We start from the raw sequence: 21,765 nt of genomic DNA, 5'->3' as shown, positions 1-21,765 counted from the left end.
TTGGTGGTCCATACAGCTTACGGAGCGAAGCGGCCGGTGAACACCGGTTATGCGGGCCGGGGCAGGTCGGGCGGCGGGGCTCCCGGGTGGCAGGATCGGAGCCATGCCAGAGCAGTCACCCACGCCCGACACCCCCGCGCCCGGGGCCGGCGCGCCGACGAGCGGCCCGGCGCCCTACGACGCCCTGCTGCTGCTGTCCTTCGGCGGCCCCGAGGGGCCCGACGACGTCGTGCCCTTCCTGGAGAACGTCACCCGCGGCCGGGGCATCCCCAGGGAACGCCTCAAGGAGGTCGGCCGGCACTACTTCCTCTTCGGCGGCGTCAGCCCGATCAACGCGCAGAACCGCGAGCTGCTCGACGCACTGCGCAAGGACTTCGCCGAGCACGGCCTCGACCTGCCCGTCCACTGGGGCAACCGCAACTGGGCGCCCTACCTGACCGACACCCTGCGCGAGATGTCCGACGCCGGGTACCGCCGCGTGCTGGTCCTGGCCACCAGCGCCTACGCCTCCTACTCCGGGTGCCGGCAGTACCGCGAGAACCTCGCCGACGCCCTGGCCGTGCTCGCCGCCGAGGGCCGCGCCCTGCCGCAGGTCGACAAGCTGCGGCACTACTTCAACCACCCGGGCTTCGTCGGGCCCATGGCGGACGCCACCCTCAGCGCGCTCGCCGAGCTCCCGCCGCAGGTCCGGGCCGGCGCCCGGCTGGCCTTCACCACCCACTCCATCCCCACCGCGGCCGCCGACACCTCCGGCCCGGCCGAGGGCCACGGCGACGGCGGCGCCTACGTCGCCCAGCACCTGGACACCGCCCGGCTGGTCGCCGACGCCGTCCGGGCCGCGGACGGCGTGGACCGCCCCTGGGAGCTCGTCTACCAGTCGCGCAGCGGCGCCCCGACCGTTCCCTGGCTGGAGCCCGACATCTGCGACCACCTGGAGCAGCAGCACGCCGACGGCGCCCCCGCCGTCGTGATGGTGCCCATCGGCTTCGTCTCCGACCACATGGAGGTGAAGTACGACCTGGACACCGAGGCCGCCGCCAAGGCCGCGGAACTCGGCCTGCCGGTCGCCCGCGCCGCCACCGTGGGCGCCGACCCGCGCTTCGCGGCCGCCGTGCGCGAGCTGGTCCTGGAGCGGGCCGCCACCGAGCGCGGCCAGGCCGTCGAGCGCTGCGCGCTCGGCGCGCTCGGCCCGAGCCACGACGTCTGCCCGCGCGGCTGCTGCCCCGCCCGCTCCCCGCGGCCCGCCGCCGCGGGCCTGGACTGAGCGCATGGCGCCCCCGACCGCACCCGGTCGCCGCGACCGGATCCCCCGACCCGAGGAGCACGACGTGAGCACACCGCCGCCGGCCGACAACGGCGCGCTGTACGCCGAACTGCTGGAGGTCGCGCTGGACGCCGCGCGCGGCGCCGGCGCGCTGCTGCGTGACGGCCGCCCCGCCGACCTGGGCGTCGCCGCGACCAAGAGCAGCCCCATCGACGTCGTCACCGAGATGGACATCGCGGCCGAGAAGCTCATCGCGGACCGCATCGCCCGCTCCCGCCCCGACGACGGCATCCTCGGCGAGGAGGGCGCCAGCACCGCCGGCACCAGCGGCGTGCGCTGGATCGTCGACCCGCTCGACGGCACCGTGAACTACCTGTACGGCCTGCCGTCGTGGTCGGTCAGCATCGCCGCGGAGAAGGACGGCGAGGTCGTCGTCGGCGTCGTCGAGGCGCCCATGCGCGCCGAGACCTACCAGGCCGTGCTGGGCGGCGGCGCCTTCGTCAACGGGGTGCGCGCGCACTGCCGGCCGGCGCCGGAGATGGCGCAGGCCCTCGTCGCCACCGGCTTCGGCTACCTCACCGGCCGGCGCACCGCCCAGGCCGAGGTGGCCCGCCGGCTCATCCCGCAGGTCCGCGACATCCGGCGGGCGGGCTCGGCCGCGATCGACCTCGCCGACCTGGGCTGCGGGCGGCTGGACGCCTACTACGAGCGCGGCCTGAACCCGTGGGACCTCGCCGCGGGCGACCTCTTCGCCCGGGAGGCGGGCGCCCTCACCGGCGGCCGGCCGGGGGAGCGTCCCTCCGGCGAGCTGACCGTCGCCGCCCCCGCCGGCCTGTTCGAGCCGCTCCAGCGGCTGCTGGACGACCTGGGGGCCTGGCACGACTGACGGGGACCCGGCGGCGGCCGCGAGGCCGTCAGCGCGGCCCCCAGGGCCCCGGTGGCCGGGCGGCGGCCGGGCCCGGACATGCGAACGCCCCGGCTCCCTCCAGGGGCCGGGGCGTGCGGCTTCGGGGTCAGGCGACCTTGGGCCGTACGTCCACGCCGTGCTCCGCCGCGAGCCGGCGCAGGTCGTCCAGCTCTCCCTGCTCGACCTCGGCCAGGAAGTCGTCGCCCGTCTCGCGAGCCCTGCGCAGATCGGACTCCGTGGTGTGTATGCGCTGCAGGATTCCGGTGGTGAACGCGTCCATGGCGCCCCCTCCTCGTCTCCGTTGGCACGCGCCGCGTGCCAAGCCAGATGCCGCGCGTGACGGCACGCGACGGGCGTGGTGGGTGGGTGTGCAGTCGTACTCCCCGCCGTGCCCGCGGCGGAAACCTCCCGGACACCGCGGAAATTCCACGGGTTCCGCCCTTACCGCCGATTTACCGGTCCCCGGTGCAGGATGGACGGGAATCCACACAGCTCACGGAAGGAACAGCGCCTTGCGCGTACTGGTCGTCGAGGACGAGCAACTGCTCGCCGACGCGGTTGCCACCGGCCTGCGCCGCGAGGCGATGGCCGTTGACGTGGTCTACGACGGCGGAGCCGCCCTGGAGCGGATCGGCGTCAACGACTACGACGTGGTCGTCCTCGACCGCGACCTGCCGGTCGTCCACGGCGACGACGTGTGCCGCCAGATCGTCGAGCTGGGCCTGCCCACCCGGGTGCTCATGCTCACCGCGGCCGGCGACGTCAGCGAGCGCGTGGAGGGCCTGGAGCTGGGCGCCGACGACTACCTGCCCAAGCCCTTCGCCTTCACCGAGCTGACCGCCCGCGTGCGCGCGCTCGGCCGCCGTACGACGGCGGCGCTGCCGCCCGTCCTGGAGCGCTCCGGCATCCGGCTGGACCCCAACCGCCGCGAGGTCACCCGGGACGGCCACGAGGTGCACCTGGCGCCCAAGGAGTTCGCCGTGCTGGAGGTGCTGATGCGCAGCGAGGGCTCGGTGGTCTCGGCGGAGCAGCTGCTGGAGAAGGCCTGGGACGAGAACACCGACCCGTTCACCAACGTCGTGCGGGTGACGGTGATGACACTGCGCCGCAAGCTGGGCGAGCCGCCGGTGATCGTCACGGTGCCCGGCTCGGGCTACCGGATCTGATCGCGTGGCCACCGCCTCCTCCGCCTCGCCGACCCCGCCCGCACCGCAGGCGCCGCCGCGCCCGCCGTGGGACCCGCAGCCCGCCGACCGGCCGCCGCCCTGGCTGCGGCCGACGATCCGGATACGCCTCACGGTGCTGTACGGCGGGATGTTCCTGATCGCGGGCGTGCTGCTGCTGTGGGTGATCTACCTGCTGGCCGCGCAGGCCATCAAGCAGGGCAGCGAGCTGCCCTTCAAGATCATCACGGGCACCTTCCAGCCGGTCAACTGCCCCAGCCTGCCGACGGGCGAGAACACCAACACCCAGGACTTCACGGCAGCGATCAACGTCTGCATGCAGCACCAGCGCGACCTGGCGCTCAACACCATGTTCAAGCGGTCGCTGCTGGTGCTGATCGGCCTGGCGGTCATCGCCTTCGCCTTCGGCTACATGATGTCCGGCCGGGTGCTGGCGCCGCTGGGACGTATCACCAGGACGGCGCACAGCGTCGCCAGCTCCGACCTCAAGCGCCGTATCGAGCTGGAGGGCCCGGACGATGAACTGAAGGAGCTGGCCGACACCTTCGACGAGATGCTCGACCGGCTGGAGAGATCCTTCGACGCCCAGCGCCGCTTCGTCGCGAACGCCTCGCACGAGCTGCGCACCCCGCTGGCGATCAACCGCACGCTGCTGGAGGTGCAGCTGTCCGACCCGGAGGCCTCCGCGGATCTCCAGCAGCTCGGCAAGACGCTGCTGGCCACCAACGAGCGCAGCGAGCAGCTCGTGGAGGGCCTGCTGCTGCTGGCCCGCAGCGACAACGCGATCATCGACCGCAAGCCGGTGGACATGGCCGAGGCCGCCTCCCAGGCGCTGGAGCAGGCCCGCGGGGAGGCGCAGGCCAAGGGCGTGCAGCTGCGCGCCGCCCTGTCGCCCGCCGTGGTGCAGGGCAACGGCGTGCTGCTGGAGCGCATCGCGCTGAACCTGGTGCAGAACGCGGTGCGCTACAACGTGCCCGAGGGCGGCTGGGTCGACCTGAGCACGGAGGTGGTGCACGGCCACGCGGTGCTGGTCGTGGTGAACACCGGTCCCGTCGTCCCGGCGTACGAGATCGACAACCTCTTCGAGCCGTTCCGGCGGCTGCGCACCGAGCGCACGGGCAGCGACAAGGGCGTCGGGCTCGGCCTGTCCATCGCCCGCTCGGTGGCCCGGGCGCACGGCGGTGTGATCAGCGCCGAGCCGCGCGAGGGCGGCGGCCTGGTGATGAGGGTGGCGATCCCGGTCTGACCTGGGCCTCGTCCCCGCGGACCGGTGAATGTGAAGCGTGTCACGCCCGTGATCACGCAGCGTCGCGACATGCCCGGTCGGTGTTCGCTTTGCGAGTAATTTCGCGGTCTGGGGCGACCGTGTGGCGGTTGTGAGCGATCGCACACACGATCTACCCAGTGCCTACACTCGGTGATCAAGACATTGGGGAAAAGACCGGAAAATCCATGTTTCCCCAGGTCATGATCACGGGAAGTACACGTACTGGCGGTTGTGCCGGATGCATTCCCGGCCACCGCCGACCATGATCGGCCACGGCCGTGATCACCTCTTCGGGGGTGAGGCTGGGTGTCGATTGAGTAACGGGCCTTGATGTGAGGCAAAATCTCCGCTTCAGGTCGGGCACAAGTCCGGCCTCCCGCGCGTTACGTGCGCTGGAGACACCGCAGACACCCACAGGGGGAGAGCGAAAATGGCTACTGATTACGACACGCCACGCAAGACCGACGATGACGTCAACGAGGACAGCATCGAAGAACTGAAGGCCCGGCGGAACGAGAAGACGACCTCCGCCGTCGACGTCGACGAGTTCGACCAGGCCGAGTCCCTGGAGCTGCCGGGCGCCGACCTGTCCAACGAGGAGCTGTCGGTCCGCGTGCTGCCCCGCCAGGCGGACGAGTTCACCTGCATGAGCTGCTTCCTGGTCCACCACCGGAGCCAGCTCGCGTCGGAGAAGAACGGGAACCCGATCTGCCGCGACTGCGCGGCCTGATCCGGTGTCCGGCGCACCGGCGGGCCGTGAGGGCGCCGAGCGGGGCCGTGCGGCCTCGCTCGCGGCCATGAGCGCGCGCGGCCTCGGCCGCGGCGTCAGATACGGCGTGAGCGGTGTGCGCGGCGGTGCCCGCAGGGGCGGGAGCGCCGCGAGGGCCGGGATCGGATCGGTCGCGGAGCGGCTGATCGAGGTGGCACCCCGCATTCCGGTGCGGGACCTCGCCGCCCTGCGCAGACAGTTTCCCGGCCTCGGCCCCGACGAGATCGCCGACCGGCTGATCGCCGCCGCGGTGAAGGGCACGATGACGGTCGGCGCCGGTGTCGGCGCCGCCGCGATGCTGCCCAGCCCGCCGACCATGCCGGCCGAGCTGGCCACCGAGACGCTCGGCGTCGCGGCCATCGAGTACAAGCTGATCGCCGAGCTGCACGAGGTCTACGGACTGCGCGTCCCCGGCGGTGCCCGCGAGCGGGCCACCGCCTATCTGTGGTCCTGGACCGAGCAGCGCGGCATCGACGTGCTGAAGCTGTCCACGGTCAACGTCGCCCTGGGCAGCAGCATGAAACGCAGCGTGCGCCAGCAGCTGCTGCGCCGCACCCTGCGCAACGCGCCGACGCTGACCCCGTTCATGATCGGCGCGGCCGTCGGAGCGGTGGTCAACCGCCGCGACACCCGCAAGCTCGCCGAGCGGGTCCGCCGCGACCTGCGGGCCGCGCAGTTCCCCTGGCCCGAGGTGCCGGAGTCCGAAGCCGGCCCCTGCCCCGGTCTGTGACCGCAGGCACCGCAGCACGGCCCGAGAGGCCCGCCACCTCCCGCGCGCGCCCTCAGAGCGCCCCGGCTGCCCCCGGTGCGGTCTCGGTGTTGTCCGGGACCTGCGCCCGTACGGCCTCCAGCGCCGCCGCCAGCCGCTGCGGCGAGCGCGTCGACAGGTAGACGTACGGCGTCGGGTCCGCCGGGTCGGTCACCTCGACGCGGACGGCGGTGGGCACGTAGGAGCGCAGCAGCATGAAGGCCCGCGGGTCGGCCTTGTACGTCCGCCACGCCACCGTCTCCTCGCGGTCCAGCACCGTCGCCTCGCCCAGTGCGCCGACCGGGATACGGGCCTTCCCGGCGACCAGCGAGCCGGCCACCACCCGGATCCGGGCCGATCCGTACGAGCTGACCGCCATCAGCGACAGCGCCGCGCCGACCACCAGGCCGGCCAGCAGCGGCAGCGGGCCGAAGGGCAGCAGGATCAGCGCCATCGCGACGCCCACGCCGACGGCGAGGAACCACCAGGAGCGCGGGACGGTGAGGCGTTCGTCGTAAGGCTGCATGCCACCAGACTGCCACGGGCGAATGTGCGTGCCCGCGCCGCCCGCGCGGCGACCCCGGGAGGGTAGGGTCTCGGGCGTGAGTTCAGCCACGACACCCCCCGGGGCCCCGCGCTCCGGCCTGACACCCCCCGCCGACGCCGTCGCGCCGGTGCGCCACCCCGACGCCCCGGCGCCGGGCGAGCTGCTGGGCGCGCACTACGACCAGTGCTTCGGGTGCGGCGACGGCCAGCCGCACGGGCTGCACCTGGCGGCCAGGGCCGGCGAGGGCGTCACCGTGACCGCCGAGTTCACCGTGCAGCCCGCCCACCAGGGCGCCCCGGGTCTCGCGCACGGCGGCGTGCTCGTCTCCGCGCTGGACGAGACGCTCGGCGCGCTCGGCTGGATGCTGCGGGTCATCGCCGTGACCGGCCGGCTGGAGTCGGACTTCCTGCGCCCGGTCCCGGTCGGCGCCACCCTGCACCTGTCGGCCCGCTGCACCGCGGTCGCCGGCCGCAAGATCTACAGCTCCGCGGAGGGCCGGATCGGTGCCCCCGACGGGCCGCTCGCGGTGCGCGCCGACGCGCTCTTCGTCGAGGTCAGGCTGGAGCACTTCACCGACAACGGCCGCCCCGAGGAGATCAGGGCCGCGATGGCCGACCCGGACCAGGTCAAGGTCGCCCGCGCCTTCGAGGTGAACCCGTGACCCGCCCGCCCGTGGACGTGCTGCTGCGCCGCCTCGACGACTCCGTGCCGGTGCCCTCCTACGCGCACCCCGGCGACGCCGGGGTCGACCTCACCACCACCGAGCCCGCCGAGCTGGCGCCCGGCGAACGCGCCGTGCTGCCGACCGGGATCGCGCTCGCGCTGCCCGACGGCTACGCGGCCTTCGTGCACCCGCGCTCCGGACTGGCCGCGCGCTGCGGTGTGGCCATGGTGAATGCCCCGGGAACGGTCGATGCCGGGTACCGTGGAGAGATCAAGGTGATCGTCGTCAATCTCGACCCGCGCGAGTCCGTGCGGTTCGCCAAGGGTGACCGGATCGCCCAACTGGTCGTGCAGCAGGTCGAGCGGGTCCGCTTCCACGAGGTGGCGGAACTGCCCGGATCTGCCCGGGCCGCGGGGGGCTTCGGCTCCACGGGGGGTCATGCCGCGGGGGAAGCGCCCTCGGCTGACACGTCCAGATACGGATACGCATCGGTCGTAGCAGACCGGGAAGGACAGTGACCGTGTTCCGTCGTCGCAAGGAGCGCGAAGACGCCCTCGACGAGCTCGACGAGGCCGTCGAGGCCGACGAAGAGCCGGCCGAAGACGCTGCCGGGTCGGACGACTCCGGGGACGCCCGCCGGTACAACCTGCCGCCCGCGCCGCGGCCGGACGGCCCGTGGGACGTGAGCGAGATCAGCAACCCGGCGGACGGCCGGGTCGACCTCGGCGGACTGTTCGTGCCCGGGGTCGAGGGCATGGAGCTGCGCGTCGAGGTCGCCGGTGAGTCGATCGTCGCCGCGACCGTGGTGCTGCGGGACAGTGCCGTGCAGCTCCAGGCCTTCGCCGCGCCCAAGTCCGAGGGGATCTGGGGCGAGGTCCGCGAGGAGATCGCCTCCGGCATCACCCAGCAGGGCGGGGTGGTCGACGAGGTCGAGGGCCCGCTCGGCTGGGAGCTGCGCGCCCAGGTGCCGGTGCCGCTGCCGGACGGGCGCAACGGCGTGCAGCTGGTGCGCTTCGTCGGCTGCGACGGGCCGCGCTGGTTCCTGCGCGGGGTCATCTCCGGGCAGGGCGCGGTGCAGCCGCAGGCCGCGGGCGTGCTGGAGTCGGTCTTCCGCGACACCGTGGTGGTGCGCGGCGAGTCCCCGATGGCGCCGCGCGACCCGATCGTCCTGAAGCTGCCCAACGACGCCCAGATGGTGCCGGACGGGGGCGCCGCGCCCGAACCGCAGTCGCGGTTCGGCGACGGCATCGACCCGATGCGCCGCGGCCCGGAGATCACCGAGCTGCACTGACGCGCGGCGCTGGGCGCCGCAGGAGCCGTCTTCGCGGGTCCGGACCCGGCACCGCCGGGTCCGGACCCGCGGCCGTGAGGGGTCCGGCGGGCCGTCCTTGAGGCGGTAGGCGCAAGAACTCCGAAAAAAGTTGCGCCAACCGGAAAAAAACCTTCCGGTTTTTCGAAAATCTTGCACAGTTCCCTCTCCGGGGCTACGGTCACCCGGGGCGGCCGCACGGCCACCCGCCCGGGGGGCCGCACGGGGGTGGAACGGCGCATGGCGACTGACGCACGGCCTGGTTCCGCGCGCCGCCCGACCGGCGGCCCGCTCGCACCGGCCGCCGTCCGCGGCAGCACCCAGCACCTCGCCGTCCTGGTCGCCGCGGCCCTGGCGATCCTGCTGTCCGCCACCGTCCTGTCGGCACTCGCCGCACTCGCCGACCACTCGGTGCAGAGCGCCGTCCAGCGGCGGCTGGCCGCCGAACCCGACCTCGGGATCGACATCCTCGGCCGCTACGGGCCCAAGGGCCTGGCCGACGGTGACAAGGCCGCCCGCGGCGCCCTCGACCGGGTCTTCGGCGACGTGCCGCACCACACGTACACGGCGCTGCGCGCCCCCGCGTCGCTGTCCTCCGGTTACCCCGTGCTCGGCGCCGACGGCGTGCTCAGCGGCGCCTCCTCCGCGGTCGTCGCCCTGCCCGACTCCGCCGCGCACGCCAGGCTCACGGCCGGCAGCTGGCCGCGGGCCGGGGCGGGCGGGCCCGTCCAGGCGGCCCTGAGCCAGTCCGCCGCCGCCCGCGCCGGCCTGCGCGTCGGCGACGGCTTCCAGCTCCAGGTCGGCCTGCGCCGCGTCGCGCTGCGGCTCACCGGCACCTACCGCCCGGCGCCCGGCGAGCCCGGAGTCCTGGCCGGGCTGAGCACCTCCTCCCGCACCACCGACGCGCTCACCCTCGTCGCGCCCGCCGCGTTCACCGCGCGGCCCGAACTCGCCGCCGACGCGCTCGCCGCCTGGATCGGCGCCCCCGACACCTCCCGCCTCGCCCTCGGTGCGATCGGTCCGCTCCGCGACCGCGCCGCCCGCTTCGCCGGCAGCGACACCTCCGTCTCCGTCTTCGGCGGCAGGCCGCCCGCCCTGAGCGGCATCTACACCACCTCGCACCTGCCCGACACGCTTGACGCCCTCTCCGCGCCGATGGCCGTCGCCCGCGCCGGGATGGACATCCCCGCCGCGCTGCTCGCCGCTCTCGCCACCGCCGCCCTCGTGCTGACCGCCCGCCAGTTCGCGCAGTCACGGACCGCCGAGGTCGCGCTCAAGGGTGCGCGGGGCGCCGGAACGGGGCGGCTGGTCGCCGCGGCCGCCGGGCAGTGGGCGCTGGTCGCGGTGCCCGCCGCGGTGGCCGCGCCCTTCCTGGCCGGACCACTGCTGGCCGTCCTGCGGGACGCGGGGCTGCTGCACGGCGAGCTGCCCGCCTCGGGCGTGACCTCCGCCGGGTGGGCCGCGGCCCTGGCGGCCCTCGCCGTGCACGGGGTGTCGGTGCTGCTCCCGACCGCCCGCACCGCCGCCGACCACCGGGCCGGGATGCGGCTGCGGCTGCGCGGTGCCCGCGCCGCCGCCTTCCAGCGGGCCGGCGCCGACGTGGCGCTCGCCGCGGTCGCCGTCGCCGGCTGGTTCGAACTGCGCCACTACCGCAGCCCGGTGGCCAGTGGCGGGGTGAGCGGCACCTCCGTCGACCCGGTGCTGGTGCTCACCCCCGTGGCCATGACCGCGGCCGCCACGCTGCTGAGCCTGCGGCTGCTGCCGCTCGCCGCGCCGCTCCTGGACCGTGCAGGGCGCCGTGCCGCCGGCTTCGTCCTGCCGCTCGGCGGCTGGCAGGTCGGCCGCCGGGCCGCCAGGCACACAGGGCCCGCGCTGCTCATGACGCTCGCGCTCGCGGTGGGCTCGCTCGGCGTGACCGCGCTGGCGATCCTCGACCGCGGGGCGGCCGACCAGGCGGCCTTCTCCGTCGGCGGCGACATGCGGGTCGCCCCGCCGCTGGAAACCGTCGGGCAGGTGCCGCCCAGCGCGCAGCGCCACGACGTCTACGCGAGCCTGCCGGGCGTCACCGCGGTCACCCCCGTCACCGACGTGCCGCTCGACCGGGGCGACCAGGTCCTGACCGCGGAAGGCGTGAACACCGCCGCGATCCTCGCGACCCAGACGTCCGGCGCTTCCGGGCCCGTGCCCGCGCTGCGCTCCGACCTCACCGACCGGCCCGCCGCCGACGAGCTCGCCCGCCTCGGCGCCGCCGTCCCGGACCACGGCTTCACCCTGCCCGGCCGCCCCACCGAACTGCCGCTCACCGTACGGCTGTCCGCGAGCGGCAAGGGCCCGTACGTGCCGGTGGCGCTCACCGTCACGATCGAGGACGCCGACGGGCTCCCCGACCACGTCACCACGTCGCTGCCGGTCACCGGCGGCACGCCGTACACCGTGCGGGTGCCGCTCGGTTTCACCGGGCGGCACCCGGCCGCCCGCCACTACCCGCTGCGTGTCATCGGGCTCGCCGTCAGGATCCGCTTCCCCTACGAGCGCCGCACCTACCACCTGCGGATCGACTCCGCCGCGGCGCCGGACGGGGCCATGTGGCAGGACCTGACCAACCCGGCCTACGACCCCGCAGGGTGCGTGCCCCGCAACCCCGACGACGGGGCCACGGCGAGCCCGCACCTGTGCGTCGCCACGCGGGTGCGCGGCGCGCTGTTCTCCGGCACCTTCCGCGGCCCCCTGCCCGGCGTGGTGCCGCCGCAGTGGGACATGGCCCTCGGCCCGGTGCCCGCCCCCGGCCTGCCGCCCGTGCCCGCGCTCGCCGACGCCGCGCTGCAGGCCACCGGAGAGTTCGACACCGGGGCTGTCGTCGACCTGAGCAGCGGGCCGGACGTGACCGTCAAGGTGAAGATCATCGGGCGGATCACCGCCGTGCCCGGCGTGGACCGCTCGGTGGGCCGGCTGCTCGTCGACTCGCGCGCGCTCGCCGCCGCCATGGTCGCGACCGGCAGCGAACCACCGACCGACGACTTCTGGCTGCTGTCCGCGCGGCACGGCGACGCCACCGCCGCCGCGGCCGCCCTGCGCGCCGATCCGGCGGCCGGCACCGGCACCACCGTGCCGCAGGCCGCCCGCGGCATCCGGGACGACCCGCTGCAGCACGGCACGCGCGCCGCCCTGCTGCTCGCCCTGGTGCTCGCCCCGGCCTTCGCGGTCATCGGCTTCACCCTGCACACCGCGATGTCGGCCCGCTCGCGGCGCGGTGAGTTCGCCCTGCTGCGCGCCCTCGGTGTCCGCAGGCGCCAGCTGGCCGCGCTGCTGTGGACCGAGCAGCTGGGCCTCGCCCTGCTCGCCGTCGTGGTCGGCAGCGCGCTGGGCGCCCTCCTCGCCACCGTGATCACCCCGCTGGTCAGCGTGGACGCCACGGGCGCGCCGATGGTCCCGGACGTCCTCGTCACCGTTCCCTGGCCGGAGATCACCGCGGTGGCCCTCGGCACGGCCCTGCTCATCGTCGCCGTGGTCACCGCCCTGGCCCGCGTCTTCGCCCGCGTCGACCTGGTCCGCGTCCTGCGCGCGGGTGACGACGGATGAGCCGGCCGCAGGGGGCCGGGGAGCGCCGGGAGGCAGCCGTGCGGAGGCTTCGTCGGGACGAGCCGGGGGGACGGGTATGAGCGGGTTCGGGGGATGGCGCGCGCTGCGGCCGGGGACCGGCGTGCGGGATCCGGGGGTGCGGCGGGAGGCACGCGCGGAGGCGCCGCTGCTGGCGTGCCTGACCGTGGTCGTCGCGCTGCTCGCGCTCGTCACGGCCGCCGGGCCGTCGCTGCTCGACCGGTGGGCGGGCGACGCGCTGCGCAGCCGCCTGGCCGTGGCACGGCAGGACGACCGGGAGATCCGGCACAGCGTCGACCTGGCGCCCGACGCCTCCGTGCCCGTTCCCTCACCCTCCGGCTCCCGGCTCGCGGGCGACCTGCGTGCGACCGGCGCCAAGCTGCTCACCGCGGCCAAGCCGCCGCTGGCCGGCATGCTCGTGCACGACTCCACCCGCATCGAGGTGCCCCAGCTGCGTGCCGCCGCCGTCGCGGGCGGCCTCCAGGTCGGGCTGCTGTACGCGGACGACGCCCCGCCGGCGTCCTCGTACGTCCAGGGCGCCCCGCCCGGCCCGCCGACGCTGACCTCGCCGATCCCCGTCGCCTTCTCCACCGCCGCCCGCGACGTGCTGCACCTGCGCGTCGGGCAGCGCTTCCACCTGTCCCGGGACATCGGCAGGAACGACACGGACGCCGTCGTCAGCGGCTTCTTCGCCCCGCCGGCCGGCGCCGCCGCGCCGATCTGGCACCAGGAGACGCTGCTCGCCCGGCCCACCCGCTCCAAGGACCTGTGGCGGGCCCAGGCCGTGATCGACGCGGCGGCGGTCGACGCGCTCCAGCAGTTCGGCCGCGGCCCGGGCGACCCCCTCACCGTGCAGTTCCGCGACTCCATCCGGATGACGCCCGAACAGGCGACCCGGCTGGCGACCCCCTCGGGTCTGCGCAGCCTCCAGGACGCGGCCGACAGCTTCGCGGCGGCCGTCGCCGAGGTCTACTGCCCGAACGCCCAGGACTACATGGGCAACCAGTGCAGCATCGGGCGCCACTCCACGGCCGAGCCGGCCACCGAGGACGCCGTGCCCGGCGTGCTGGCGCCCTTCGCCCGGGCCCGCGACCAGGCCCGCACCCTGGAGTCCTTCGCGTTCGCCGGGCTCATCGCCGTCGGCCTGGCCACCGTGGTCGTCACCGCCCGGCTCGCCGTCAGCCGCAGGGCCGGGGCGCAGGCGCTGCAGCGCGCCCGCGGCGCCTCCGCGACCGACCTCGCGCTGGTCCGGCTCGTCCAGACCGGCCCCGCCGCGGTCCTCGGCGCAGCACTCGGCACCGGCACCGCCGTCCTGGCCGCGCCCGCGGGCGCGGCCGGGCGCGGCAGCCTGCTCCCGGCGCTCCTGGTCGCCGCTGCGGCCTGGCTCGCGCTGCCGCTGCTCACGCTGGCCGCGGCCCGGGACCGGCGCGGCCGCGAGAGCCGTCCCCCGGCCGCGCGGCGGCTCGCCGCCGAGATCACGGTGCTGCTGCTCGCCGCCGCGGGGGTGCTGATGCTGCGCTCCCACGGCGCGGGTGCGGGCGGCCTCGACGTGCAGCTCGCGGTGGTGCCCGCGCTGCTGGGGGCCGCCGTGGTGGTGCTGCTGGTGCGGCTCTACCCACTGCCGCTGCGGCTGGTGTCGCGAGCCGCGCGCGGCCGGCGCGGGACCGTCCCGCTGATCGCGTTCTCCCGCGCCGCGCGCGAGGCGCCGGGGCACGCGCTGGCCCTGCTGGTGCTGGTCGTGACGCTGTCCACGGCGGTCTTCGGCGGCCTGGTGTCCCGTACGGTCGCCGACGGGAGCCGGACGGCGGCGGTGTGGAGCGCGGGCGCCGACGCGGTGGTGATCGGCACGGGGCAGGACGGCACCGTGGACCCGGACCTCACGGCCGTGCAGGGCGTCCGCGGCGCCACCGTCGTCCGCGGCCTGGTCAACCAGCTCACCAGCGTGACGGACGGCGCCCGCTACGGCGCGGCCCACATCGCGGGGGCCGACGCCGCCGTGCTCGCCGAGCAGGCCCCGGACTCCGCCGCCGCCCGCGCGCTCGCCGCCGCGGGCCTCGCGGGCAGGCCCGGGCCCGCGCCGGTCGGGGGCCGCTACGTGCTGCCCGCGCTGGCCACCGGTGACTTCGCGGGCGGCACGATCGGCGACACCTACACCACCACCCTGCGGCGCGGCACGGTCTCCGTCCGCGTCGTGGGCCGGCTGCCGGACGCCGCCCGGCGTGACCCCGCGCTCGGCCCGCTGCTGAGCGCCGACCAGCAGGACGCCGGGCGCGGCGAGGAGAGCGACGCCGGTACGGCGGTGGCCGCCCGCAGCCCGCTGCTGCTCGTGGACGCGGCCGAGCTGCGCATGCTCGCGCCGAGCGAGTACGACACCGCGGCCGTGCTGCTCTTCGGCCCGCACCTGGACGGCGACGCCCTGCGCGCCGCGGGCCCGCGGGTCGCCGGCCCCTCAGGCCAGGTCCGGATCAGGGCCGACGAGCTGGCGCTCGCCGAGCACGACGGGCTGCTGCGCGGGGTGCGCCGCACGTACGCGGCCGCCACCGCGCTCGCCGTGCTGTTCGCGCTGGCGGCGCTGGTGCTGGAGCTGCTGCTCTCGGCCGCGGACCGGGGCCGGACCGCCTCCCGGCTGCGCACCCTGGGCCTGCCCACCCGCGGTATCGCGGCACTCGACCTGCTGGAGCTGCTGCCGATGGTGCTCGCCGCGGCCGCCGGGGGAGTGGCGCTCGGCCTGCTGCTGCCGGGCATCCTCGGGCCCACGCTCACCCTGCGCGAGTTCACCGGCGGGCCCGCCGCGCCCGCACTGCACACCGACTACGCCCTCACCGCGGCCCTCGGCGCGGGCCTGGCCGCCCTGGTGGCCGTCGCCGTCGCCGCCGAGACCTGGGTGGGCCGCCGACGCGGCCTGGGGGCGGTGCTGCGGCTGGGAGAGGCGGTATGAGCGGCACGAGCCCGCCGGGCGCCCGCGCCGCCGGGCCCCGCCCCACAGGCCGCCCCGCAGGACCGTACGACGACCACAGGGAGCACGTATGACCGACCTCGCCACGCTCCAGGCCCGCGCCATGTCCTCGGCCGCGCCCGCGCCCGACGAGGGGCTCATCGTCTGCGACAACCTCGTGCGCGTCTACCGCACCGAGGGCGTCGAGGTGCAGGCGCTCCAGGGGCTCGACCTGATCGTCGACGAGGGCGAGCTGCTGGCCGTCGTCGGCGCGTCCGGCTCGGGCAAGTCCACCCTGCTGGGCATCCTGTCCGGGCTCGACCTGCCGACCGCGGGTCGCGCCCGGGTCGCGCGGCACGACCTGCTGGCCATGAAGCGCCGCGAGCGCCTGGACTACCGGCGCCGCACGGTCGGCTTCGTGTGGCAGCAGACCGCCCGCAACCTGCTGCCGTACCTGACGGCGCTGGAGAACGTCACGCTCCCCATGGGCTACGCCAGGGTGCCGCGCGCCCGGCGCGCCGGGCGCGCGGCGGAGCTGCTGGACATGCTCGGTGTCGCCGACTGCCGCGACCGCCGCCCGGGCGAGCTCTCCGGCGGCCAGCAGCAGCGCGTGGCCATCGCGGTGGCCGCGGCCAACACCCCCCGGGTGCTCTTCGCCGACGAGCCCACCGGTGAGCTGGACACCGCAAGCGGCGAGGAGGTCTTCGCGGCGCTGCGCCGTACCAACACCGAACTGGGCGTGACGATCCTGATCGTTACGCACGACCCGGCCGTCTCGGAGCAGGTCCGGCGTACGGTACGCATACGCGACGGCCGCACGGCGACCGAGGTGCTGCGCCCCGGGCCGGGCGGGGCCGAGGGCGGCGGGCAGGGCGTCGCCGAGGAGTACGCCGTGCTGGACAGGGTGGGGCGGCTCCAGCTCCCGCGGGAGTACACCGAGCGCTACGGCCTGCGCCGCCGCGTGCGGCTCACCGCGGAGAGCGACCACATCGGGGTGTGGCCCGACCCCGGCGGCGGTGATCCGGCGGCGGGCGACGGAGCCAGCCCCGCGCCCGGCGCGGAGCAGCGGGGGCGGGACGACGGATGAGCGAGCTGGAGGGAGGCGCGGGGATGGCCGAGCAGTCCGCCGCGGCGGTGGCGACGGCGCCGGGGACCGGCGAGATGGTGGTGGTCGAGGACCTGCGCCGGACGTACGGCAGCGGCGGCACGGCCGTGCACGCGCTGCGCGGGGTGTCCTTCTCGGTGGGGCGCGGCGAGCTGGTCGCCCTCAAGGGCCGCTCGGGCTCGGGCAAGACGACCGTGCTCAACCTGGTGGGCGGCCTGGACTCGCCGGACAGCGGCCGGATATCCCTGGACGGCACCGACCTCGCCGGGCTCGGCGACGACGGCCTGCTGGCGCTGCGCCGCGACCGCATCGGCTTCGTCTTCCAGTCCTTCGGCCTGATCCCGATCCTCACCGCCGCCGAGAACGTCGGGGTGCCGATGCGGCTGCGCAGGACCCCGCCGAAGGAACGCGAGGAGCGCGTGTCCCTGCTGCTCGCCCTCGTCGGCCTCGCCGACCACGCGGCCCAGCGCCCCGGCGAGCTGTCCGGCGGCCAGCAGCAGCGCGTCGCCATCGCCCGCGCGCTCGCCAACCGGCCCGACCTGATCATCGCCGACGAGCCCACCGGCCAGCTCGACGCGGACACCGGCCTCGCCGTGATGGAGCTGCTGCGGGCGGTGGTGCGCAGCGAGGGCGTCACCGCGCTGGTCGCCACCCACGACAGCCAGCTGATCGCACTGGCCGACCGGGTACTGGAGCTGCGCGACGGCCGGATCGTCTCGGACGGCTGATCCGCCGCCCGCGAGGGACCCTGGACGTATGCAGGCGTCAAGACGGCGTCAAGGTGCGCCCGGACGGTGGCCCCGGGGCCGATGTGCCCGCTCCGGCCGATCTAAGGTCTGACCATGGCACGCGGCACGTTGCGCATCTACCTGGGGGCCGCCCCCGGCGTCGGCAAGACCTACGCCATGCTCTCCGAGGCCCACCGGCGGGCCGAGCGCGGCACGGACGTCGTGATCGGCTACGTCGAGCACCACCGCAGGCCGCGCACCGAGGTGATGATGCACGGCCTGGAGGAGGTGCCGCGCCGGGAGTGCGGCTACCGCGGCACGGCCTTCACCGAGATGGACCTCGACGCGGTCCTGCGCCGCGCCCCCGAGATCGCGCTCGTCGACGAACTCGCCCACACCAACGTGCCGGGCTCGCGCAACGCCAAGCGCTGGCAGGACGTCGAGGAGCTGCTCAGGGCGGGTATCGACGTCGTCTCCAACGTCAACATCCAGCACCTGGAGTCGCTCGGCGACGTCGTCGAGTCGATCACCGGCGTGCGGCAGCGCGAGACCGTGCCCGACGAGGTGGTCCGCCGCGCCGACCAGATCGAGCTGGTCGACATGTCGCCACAGGCGCTGCGCCGCCGCATGGCGCACGGCAACATCTACGCGCCCGACAAGGTCGACGCGGCCCTGTCCAACTACTTCCGCCCGGGCAACCTGACGGCGCTGCGCGAGCTGGCGCTGCTGTGGACGGCGGACCGGGTCGACGAGTACCTCCAGGAATACCGCGCGGAGCACCGCATATCGGCCGCCTGGCAGGCCCGCGAGCGGATCGTCGTCGGCCTGACCGGCGGGCCGGAGGGGCGCACGCTGCTCCGGCGCGCCGCCCGGATGGCCGCCAAGGGCTCTGGCAGCGAGATCATGGCCGTGCACATCGTGCGCAGCGACGGCCCGGTGTCCGGCTCCGCCAAGGAGCTGGCCGTCCAGCGCACCCTGGTGGAGGACCTCGGCGGATCCTTCCACCACGTCATAGGGGACGACGTCCCCGACGCCCTGCTGGACTTCGCCCGCGGTGTCGACGCCACCCAGATCGTGCTCGGCAGCAGCCGCCGCAAGCCCTGGCAGTACGTCTTCGGACCCGGCGTCGGCAGCACCGTCGCCCGCGAGAGCGCCGACATCGACGTCCACATCGTCACCCACGAGCACGCCGCCAAGGGCCGCGGCCTGCCCTCCGCGCGCGGCGCCGGGCTCGGCCGCTCCCGCGTCGTCGCCGGCTGGCTGACCGGGCTCGCCGGCCCCCTGCTGCTGACGCTGCTGCTCACCCGGTGGCACCCGGCCACGGGCCAGGCCACCGACATGCTGCTCTTCCTGGCCCTCACGGTGGCCGCGGCGCTCGCCGGCGGGCTGCTGCCGGCGCTGGTGTGCGCGGTGGGCGGCTCGCTGCTGCTGAACTACTACTTCACGCGTCCCACGCACTCCTTCACGATCGCCCAGCCGGAGAACGTCATCGCGATCGTGATCTTCGTGGTGGTCGGCGCCGCCGTCGCCTCGGTGGTCGACCTCGCCGCCCGGCGCACCCAGCAGGCCGCCCGGCTGCGCGCCGAGGCGGAGATCCTGTCGCACCTGGCGGGCAGCGTGCTGCGCGGCGAGAGCTCGCTGGACGCGCTGCTGGAGCGGGTCCGGGAGACCTTCGCGATGGACGCGGTCGTGCTGCTGGAACGCGACGACGACGGCGACGCGTGGACGTGCGCGGCCTCCGTGGGCGCCGCCCCGTGCGTGCGCCCGGAGGACGCCGACGTCGAGGTGGCCGTCAACGACCGGCTCTCGCTCGCCCTGCTCGGCCGGGTGCTGCCGGCCGCCGACCGCCGGGTGCTGTCCGCCTTCGCCGCGCAGGCCGCGGTCGTACTGGACCGCAAGCGGCTCGCCGACGAGGCGGGCCGGGCCCGCGAGCTCGCCGAGGGCAACCGGATACGCACCGCGCTGCTCGCCGCCGTCTCGCACGACCTGCGCACCCCGCTGGCCGGCATCAAGGCCTCGGTCAGCTCGCTGCGCTCCGCGGACGTCGCCTGGTCGCCGGAGGACGAGGCAGAGCTGCTGGCCGGCATCGAGGACGGCGCCGACCGGCTGGACCACCTGGTGGGCAACCTGCTCGACATGTCCCGGCTGCAGACCGGCACCGTCAACCCGCTGATCCGCGAGCTGGACCTCGACGAGGTGGTGCCCAGGGCGCTCGGCGGCGTCCCGGACGGCAGCGTCGCCCTGGAGATCCCCGAGACGCTGCCGATGGTCGCCGTCGACCCCGGTCTGCTGGAGCGCAGCGTCGCCAACGTCGTCGAGAACGCCGTCAAGTACAGCCCGCCCGGTGAGCCCGTCCTGGTCGCGGCGAGCGCGCTCGGCGACCGGGTCGAGGTCCGCGTCGCCGACCGCGGCCCCGGCGTCCCGGAGGACGCCAAGGAGCAGATCTTCGAGCCCTTCCAGCGCTACGGCGACGCCCCGCGCGGCACCGGCGTCGGTCTCGGCCTCGCGGTCGCCCGCGGCTTCGCCGAGGCCATGGGCGGCACCCTGGTCGCCGAGGACACCCCCGGCGGCGGCCTGACGATGGTGCTCACCCTGCGGGCGGCGTCCGGCGGCGAGCCGGCCCGCCCCGGACTGCCCGCGACGGCGACCACATGAGCGGCGGGGCGGCGGGCCGGCAGCCCGCGGCGGGCGGGGGCGGCGGGCGGCGCGAGCCGGCGAGCGGGAGAGAGCGGCGGATGTACCGGGTGCTGGTGGTCGACGACGAGCCGCAGATCGTCAGGGCGCTGGTGATCAACCTGCGGGCCCGCTCCTACGAGGTGGACGCCGCGCACGACGGGGCGGCCGCGCTGCGGCTCGCCGCGGCGCGGCACCCCGACGTGGTGCTGCTGGACCTGGGGCTGCCCGACATGGACGGCGTCGAGGTGATCCGCGGGCTGCGCGGCTGGACCCGGGTGCCGATCATCGTGCTGTCGGCCCGGCACGCCTCCGACGAGAAGGTCGAGGCGCTGGACGCCGGGGCCGACGACTACGTCACCAAGCCGTTCGGCATGGACGAGCTGCTGGCCCGGCTGCGGGCCGCGGTCCGCCGCGCCGCGCCCGCCGGGCAGGACGAGGGCGCCCCGGCGGTGGAGACGGAGAGCTTCACCGTCGACCTGGCCGCCCGCAAGGTGCACCGCGACGGCGCCGACGTCCGCCTCACCCCCACCGAGTGGCACCTGCTGGAGGTGCTGGTGCGCAACCCCGGCCGGCTGGTGTCGCAGAAGCAGCTGCTCCGGGAGGTCTGGGGCCCGGCGTACGGCACGGAGAGCAACTACCTGCGGGTCTACATGGCGCAGCTGCGCCGCAAGCTGGAGGCGGATCCAGCCCGCCCGCGGCACTTCATCACCGAACCCGGCATGGGCTACCGCTTCGAGGCGTGAGGTCCGGCCGGTACGCTGGAACGCATGAGTGGTGCCATCCGTGACGAGCGACCCGCGGGACGCTTCCGTCGTATGCTCGGCCGGCTGTCCTCCTCCCAGGAGGAGCTGCACTCCGAGGAGCTCCAGGAGGAGACCCGGGCGGTGGGCTGTACGCGGATCAAGGACTGCTCGGACCGCCAGATAGTGTCCGTCACCGGTACGCTGCGTACGGTCACCCTCCGTCCTCGGGCGGGGGTGCCCGCACTGGAGGCGGAGCTGTTCGACGGATCCGCCGCGCTGGACGTGGTCTGGCTCGGCCGCCGCAGCATCACCGGGATCGAACCCGGCCGCCGGATCATCGCCTCCGGCCGGATCTCCATGAACCATGGCCGTCCGGTGCTCTTCAACCCGAAGTACGAACTGCGTCCGGTCGGACAGGAGTAGCCGGTGGCGTCGATCGACAGTACGGACCACGAGGACCACGAGCCCCCCCGCCCCTCGGGCGCCGCGCCCGGGGACGCGGACGCCGCCGGGGTGCGGGCCGCGACCGAGGCGGCCCTCCTGGAGGCGTTCGGCGGGGTGCTGGGCATGGTGGAGACCACCGTGCCGGGCCTCGTCTTCGTGGTCGTCTACACGGTCAACCACAGCATCGCGCCCTCCGCGTTCGCCGCGCTCGCGCTGTCGCTGGTGCTGGCCGTCGTGCGGCTGGCCCGCAAGGACACCCTCAAACACGCCTTCAGCGGCGTCTTCGGCATCGGCTTCGGCGTGCTGTTCGCGATGATGTCGGGCAACGCGAAGAACTTCTACCTGCCCGGCATGCTCTACACCCTGGGCCTGGGCGTGGCCTACGTGGTGTCGGCGCTCGCCCGCTTCCCGCTGCTGGGCCTGATCCTCGGCCCGGTCTTCCGGGAGAACCTGTCCTGGCGCACCCGCAATCCCGGCCGCCTGGTGGCGTACACCAAGGCCAGCTGGGCCTGGGGCCTGATCCTGCTGGCCAAGTCCGCGATCCTCTTCCCGCTCTACTGGTGGGGCGACGCCACGCAGCTGGGCTGGGTCAAGGTCGCGCTCGGCATCCCGCCCTTCCTGCTGTCGGTCTACCTCACCTGGATCTTCCTGGTGAAGGCGCCGCCGCCGATCGACGTGATCGCGGAGATGGAGGCGGCCGAGGAGGAGCGCAAGGCGGAGAAGGAGCGCGCCGAGTCGGCGGAGGCGGCCGGGGCCGAAGAGCAGCCGGTCAAGTAGGCCTCCCGCGCGTACGGCGGTGGGCCCGGGGCGGCGCGGGCCCCGGGCCCCCCCCGACCCGGCCCGGGCGGGGCCGCGCAGCCGCCCGTGGGCGCCCGGGG

General features: G+C 75.3%; 19 protein-coding genes. 17 read left to right on the top strand and 2 right to left on the bottom strand.

Annotated elements, in window-relative coordinates:
* The first annotated feature begins 103 nt into the window (after positions 1–103).
* Positions 104–1,264, top strand: coding sequence for a ferrochelatase (locus tag ACH4SE_RS24985; protein ID WP_398545690.1), 1,161 nt, complete (start codon positions 104–106; stop codon positions 1,262–1,264).
* A gap of 4 nt (positions 1,265–1,268) precedes the next feature.
* Positions 1,269–2,150 (top strand): inositol monophosphatase family protein, encoded by an 882-nt coding sequence (locus tag ACH4SE_RS24980; RefSeq protein WP_398545689.1) that lies wholly within the window; start codon positions 1,269–1,271, stop codon positions 2,148–2,150.
* A gap of 127 nt (positions 2,151–2,277) precedes the next feature.
* Here the strand turns inward: ACH4SE_RS24980 and ACH4SE_RS24975 are convergent, their stop codons facing one another.
* Positions 2,278–2,451, bottom strand: coding sequence for a hypothetical protein (locus ACH4SE_RS24975; protein WP_199923331.1), 174 nt, complete (start codon positions 2,449–2,451; stop codon positions 2,278–2,280).
* A gap of 232 nt (positions 2,452–2,683) precedes the next feature.
* Between ACH4SE_RS24975 and ACH4SE_RS24970 the strand changes: the two genes are divergently transcribed.
* From ACH4SE_RS24970 to ACH4SE_RS24955, 4 genes are all read left to right on the top strand, one after another.
* The gene (locus ACH4SE_RS24970) at positions 2,684–3,337 is read left to right on the top strand and encodes a response regulator transcription factor (RefSeq protein ID WP_398545688.1); all 654 of its coding nucleotides are present in this window, start codon (positions 2,684–2,686) and stop codon (positions 3,335–3,337) included.
* Positions 3,338–3,341: 4 nt separating this feature from the next.
* Complete coding sequence (locus tag ACH4SE_RS24965; RefSeq protein WP_398545687.1) at positions 3,342–4,601, top strand: sensor histidine kinase; 1,260 nt, start codon at positions 3,342–3,344, stop codon at positions 4,599–4,601.
* A gap of 451 nt (positions 4,602–5,052) precedes the next feature.
* Entirely contained in the window at positions 5,053–5,352 is a 300-nt protein-coding gene (locus ACH4SE_RS24960) for a DUF4193 domain-containing protein (protein ID WP_031512922.1), read from the top strand.
* 67 nt (positions 5,353–5,419) lie between these two features.
* On the top strand, positions 5,420–6,121 hold the full coding sequence (locus ACH4SE_RS24955; protein ID WP_398545686.1) for a hypothetical protein: 702 nt from the start codon (positions 5,420–5,422) through the stop codon (positions 6,119–6,121).
* 52 nt (positions 6,122–6,173) lie between these two features.
* On the opposite strand, the gene ACH4SE_RS24950 is transcribed toward ACH4SE_RS24955, so the two are convergent.
* Positions 6,174–6,665 carry a DUF3093 domain-containing protein gene (locus tag ACH4SE_RS24950; protein ID WP_398545685.1) on the bottom strand — a complete coding sequence of 164 codons (492 nt, stop codon included), beginning with the start codon at positions 6,663–6,665 and terminating at the stop codon, positions 6,174–6,176.
* A 76-nt stretch (positions 6,666–6,741) separates the two neighbouring features.
* Here ACH4SE_RS24950 and ACH4SE_RS24945 point away from each other — a divergent pair, with 76 nt between their 5' ends.
* The 11 genes from ACH4SE_RS24945 (at position 6,742) to ACH4SE_RS24895 (ending at position 21,664) form a co-directional block, all read left to right on the top strand.
* Complete coding sequence (locus tag ACH4SE_RS24945; protein ID WP_398545684.1) at positions 6,742–7,347, top strand: PaaI family thioesterase; 606 nt, start codon at positions 6,742–6,744, stop codon at positions 7,345–7,347.
* The gene (dut, locus tag ACH4SE_RS24940; RefSeq protein ID WP_398545683.1) at positions 7,344–7,868 is read left to right on the top strand and encodes a dUTP diphosphatase; all 525 of its coding nucleotides are present in this window, start codon (positions 7,344–7,346) and stop codon (positions 7,866–7,868) included. Before ACH4SE_RS24945 ends, dut begins: the two co-directional genes overlap by 4 nt.
* A gap of 2 nt (positions 7,869–7,870) precedes the next feature.
* Positions 7,871–8,641 (top strand): DUF3710 domain-containing protein, encoded by a 771-nt coding sequence (locus ACH4SE_RS24935; protein WP_398545682.1) that lies wholly within the window; start codon positions 7,871–7,873, stop codon positions 8,639–8,641.
* A 258-nt stretch (positions 8,642–8,899) separates the two neighbouring features.
* Positions 8,900–12,238: an FtsX-like permease family protein gene (locus ACH4SE_RS24930; RefSeq protein ID WP_398545681.1), complete on the top strand. Its 3,339-nt coding sequence runs from the start codon at positions 8,900–8,902 to the stop codon at positions 12,236–12,238.
* Positions 12,239–12,314: 76 nt separating this feature from the next.
* Positions 12,315–15,194: a hypothetical protein gene (locus ACH4SE_RS24925; RefSeq protein ID WP_398545680.1), complete on the top strand. Its 2,880-nt coding sequence runs from the start codon at positions 12,315–12,317 to the stop codon at positions 15,192–15,194.
* Positions 15,195–15,282: 88 nt separating this feature from the next.
* Entirely contained in the window at positions 15,283–16,278 is a 996-nt protein-coding gene (locus ACH4SE_RS24920; RefSeq protein WP_398545679.1) for an ABC transporter ATP-binding protein, read from the top strand.
* A 23-nt stretch (positions 16,279–16,301) separates the two neighbouring features.
* Positions 16,302–17,024, top strand: coding sequence for an ABC transporter ATP-binding protein (locus ACH4SE_RS24915; RefSeq protein ID WP_398545787.1), 723 nt, complete (start codon positions 16,302–16,304; stop codon positions 17,022–17,024).
* A 114-nt stretch (positions 17,025–17,138) separates the two neighbouring features.
* Positions 17,139–19,679 carry an ATP-binding protein gene (locus tag ACH4SE_RS24910; RefSeq protein ID WP_398545678.1) on the top strand — a complete coding sequence of 847 codons (2,541 nt, stop codon included), beginning with the start codon at positions 17,139–17,141 and terminating at the stop codon, positions 19,677–19,679.
* Positions 19,680–19,759: 80 nt separating this feature from the next.
* Positions 19,760–20,443 carry a response regulator gene (locus tag ACH4SE_RS24905; RefSeq protein ID WP_398545786.1) on the top strand — a complete coding sequence of 228 codons (684 nt, stop codon included), beginning with the start codon at positions 19,760–19,762 and terminating at the stop codon, positions 20,441–20,443.
* Positions 20,444–20,467: 24 nt separating this feature from the next.
* On the top strand, positions 20,468–20,866 hold the full coding sequence (locus tag ACH4SE_RS24900; RefSeq protein ID WP_398545677.1) for an OB-fold nucleic acid binding domain-containing protein: 399 nt from the start codon (positions 20,468–20,470) through the stop codon (positions 20,864–20,866).
* Between the two features lie 90 nt (positions 20,867–20,956).
* Entirely contained in the window at positions 20,957–21,664 is a 708-nt protein-coding gene (locus ACH4SE_RS24895; RefSeq protein WP_398545785.1) for a DUF3159 domain-containing protein, read from the top strand.
* The last annotated feature ends 101 nt before the right edge of the window (positions 21,665–21,765 follow it).

Source organism: Streptomyces sp. NPDC020983 (assembly GCF_044333485.1).
Lineage (GTDB): Bacteria > Actinomycetota > Actinomycetes > Streptomycetales > Streptomycetaceae > Actinacidiphila.
This window is presented reverse-complemented; position numbering and strand designations above follow the sequence as displayed.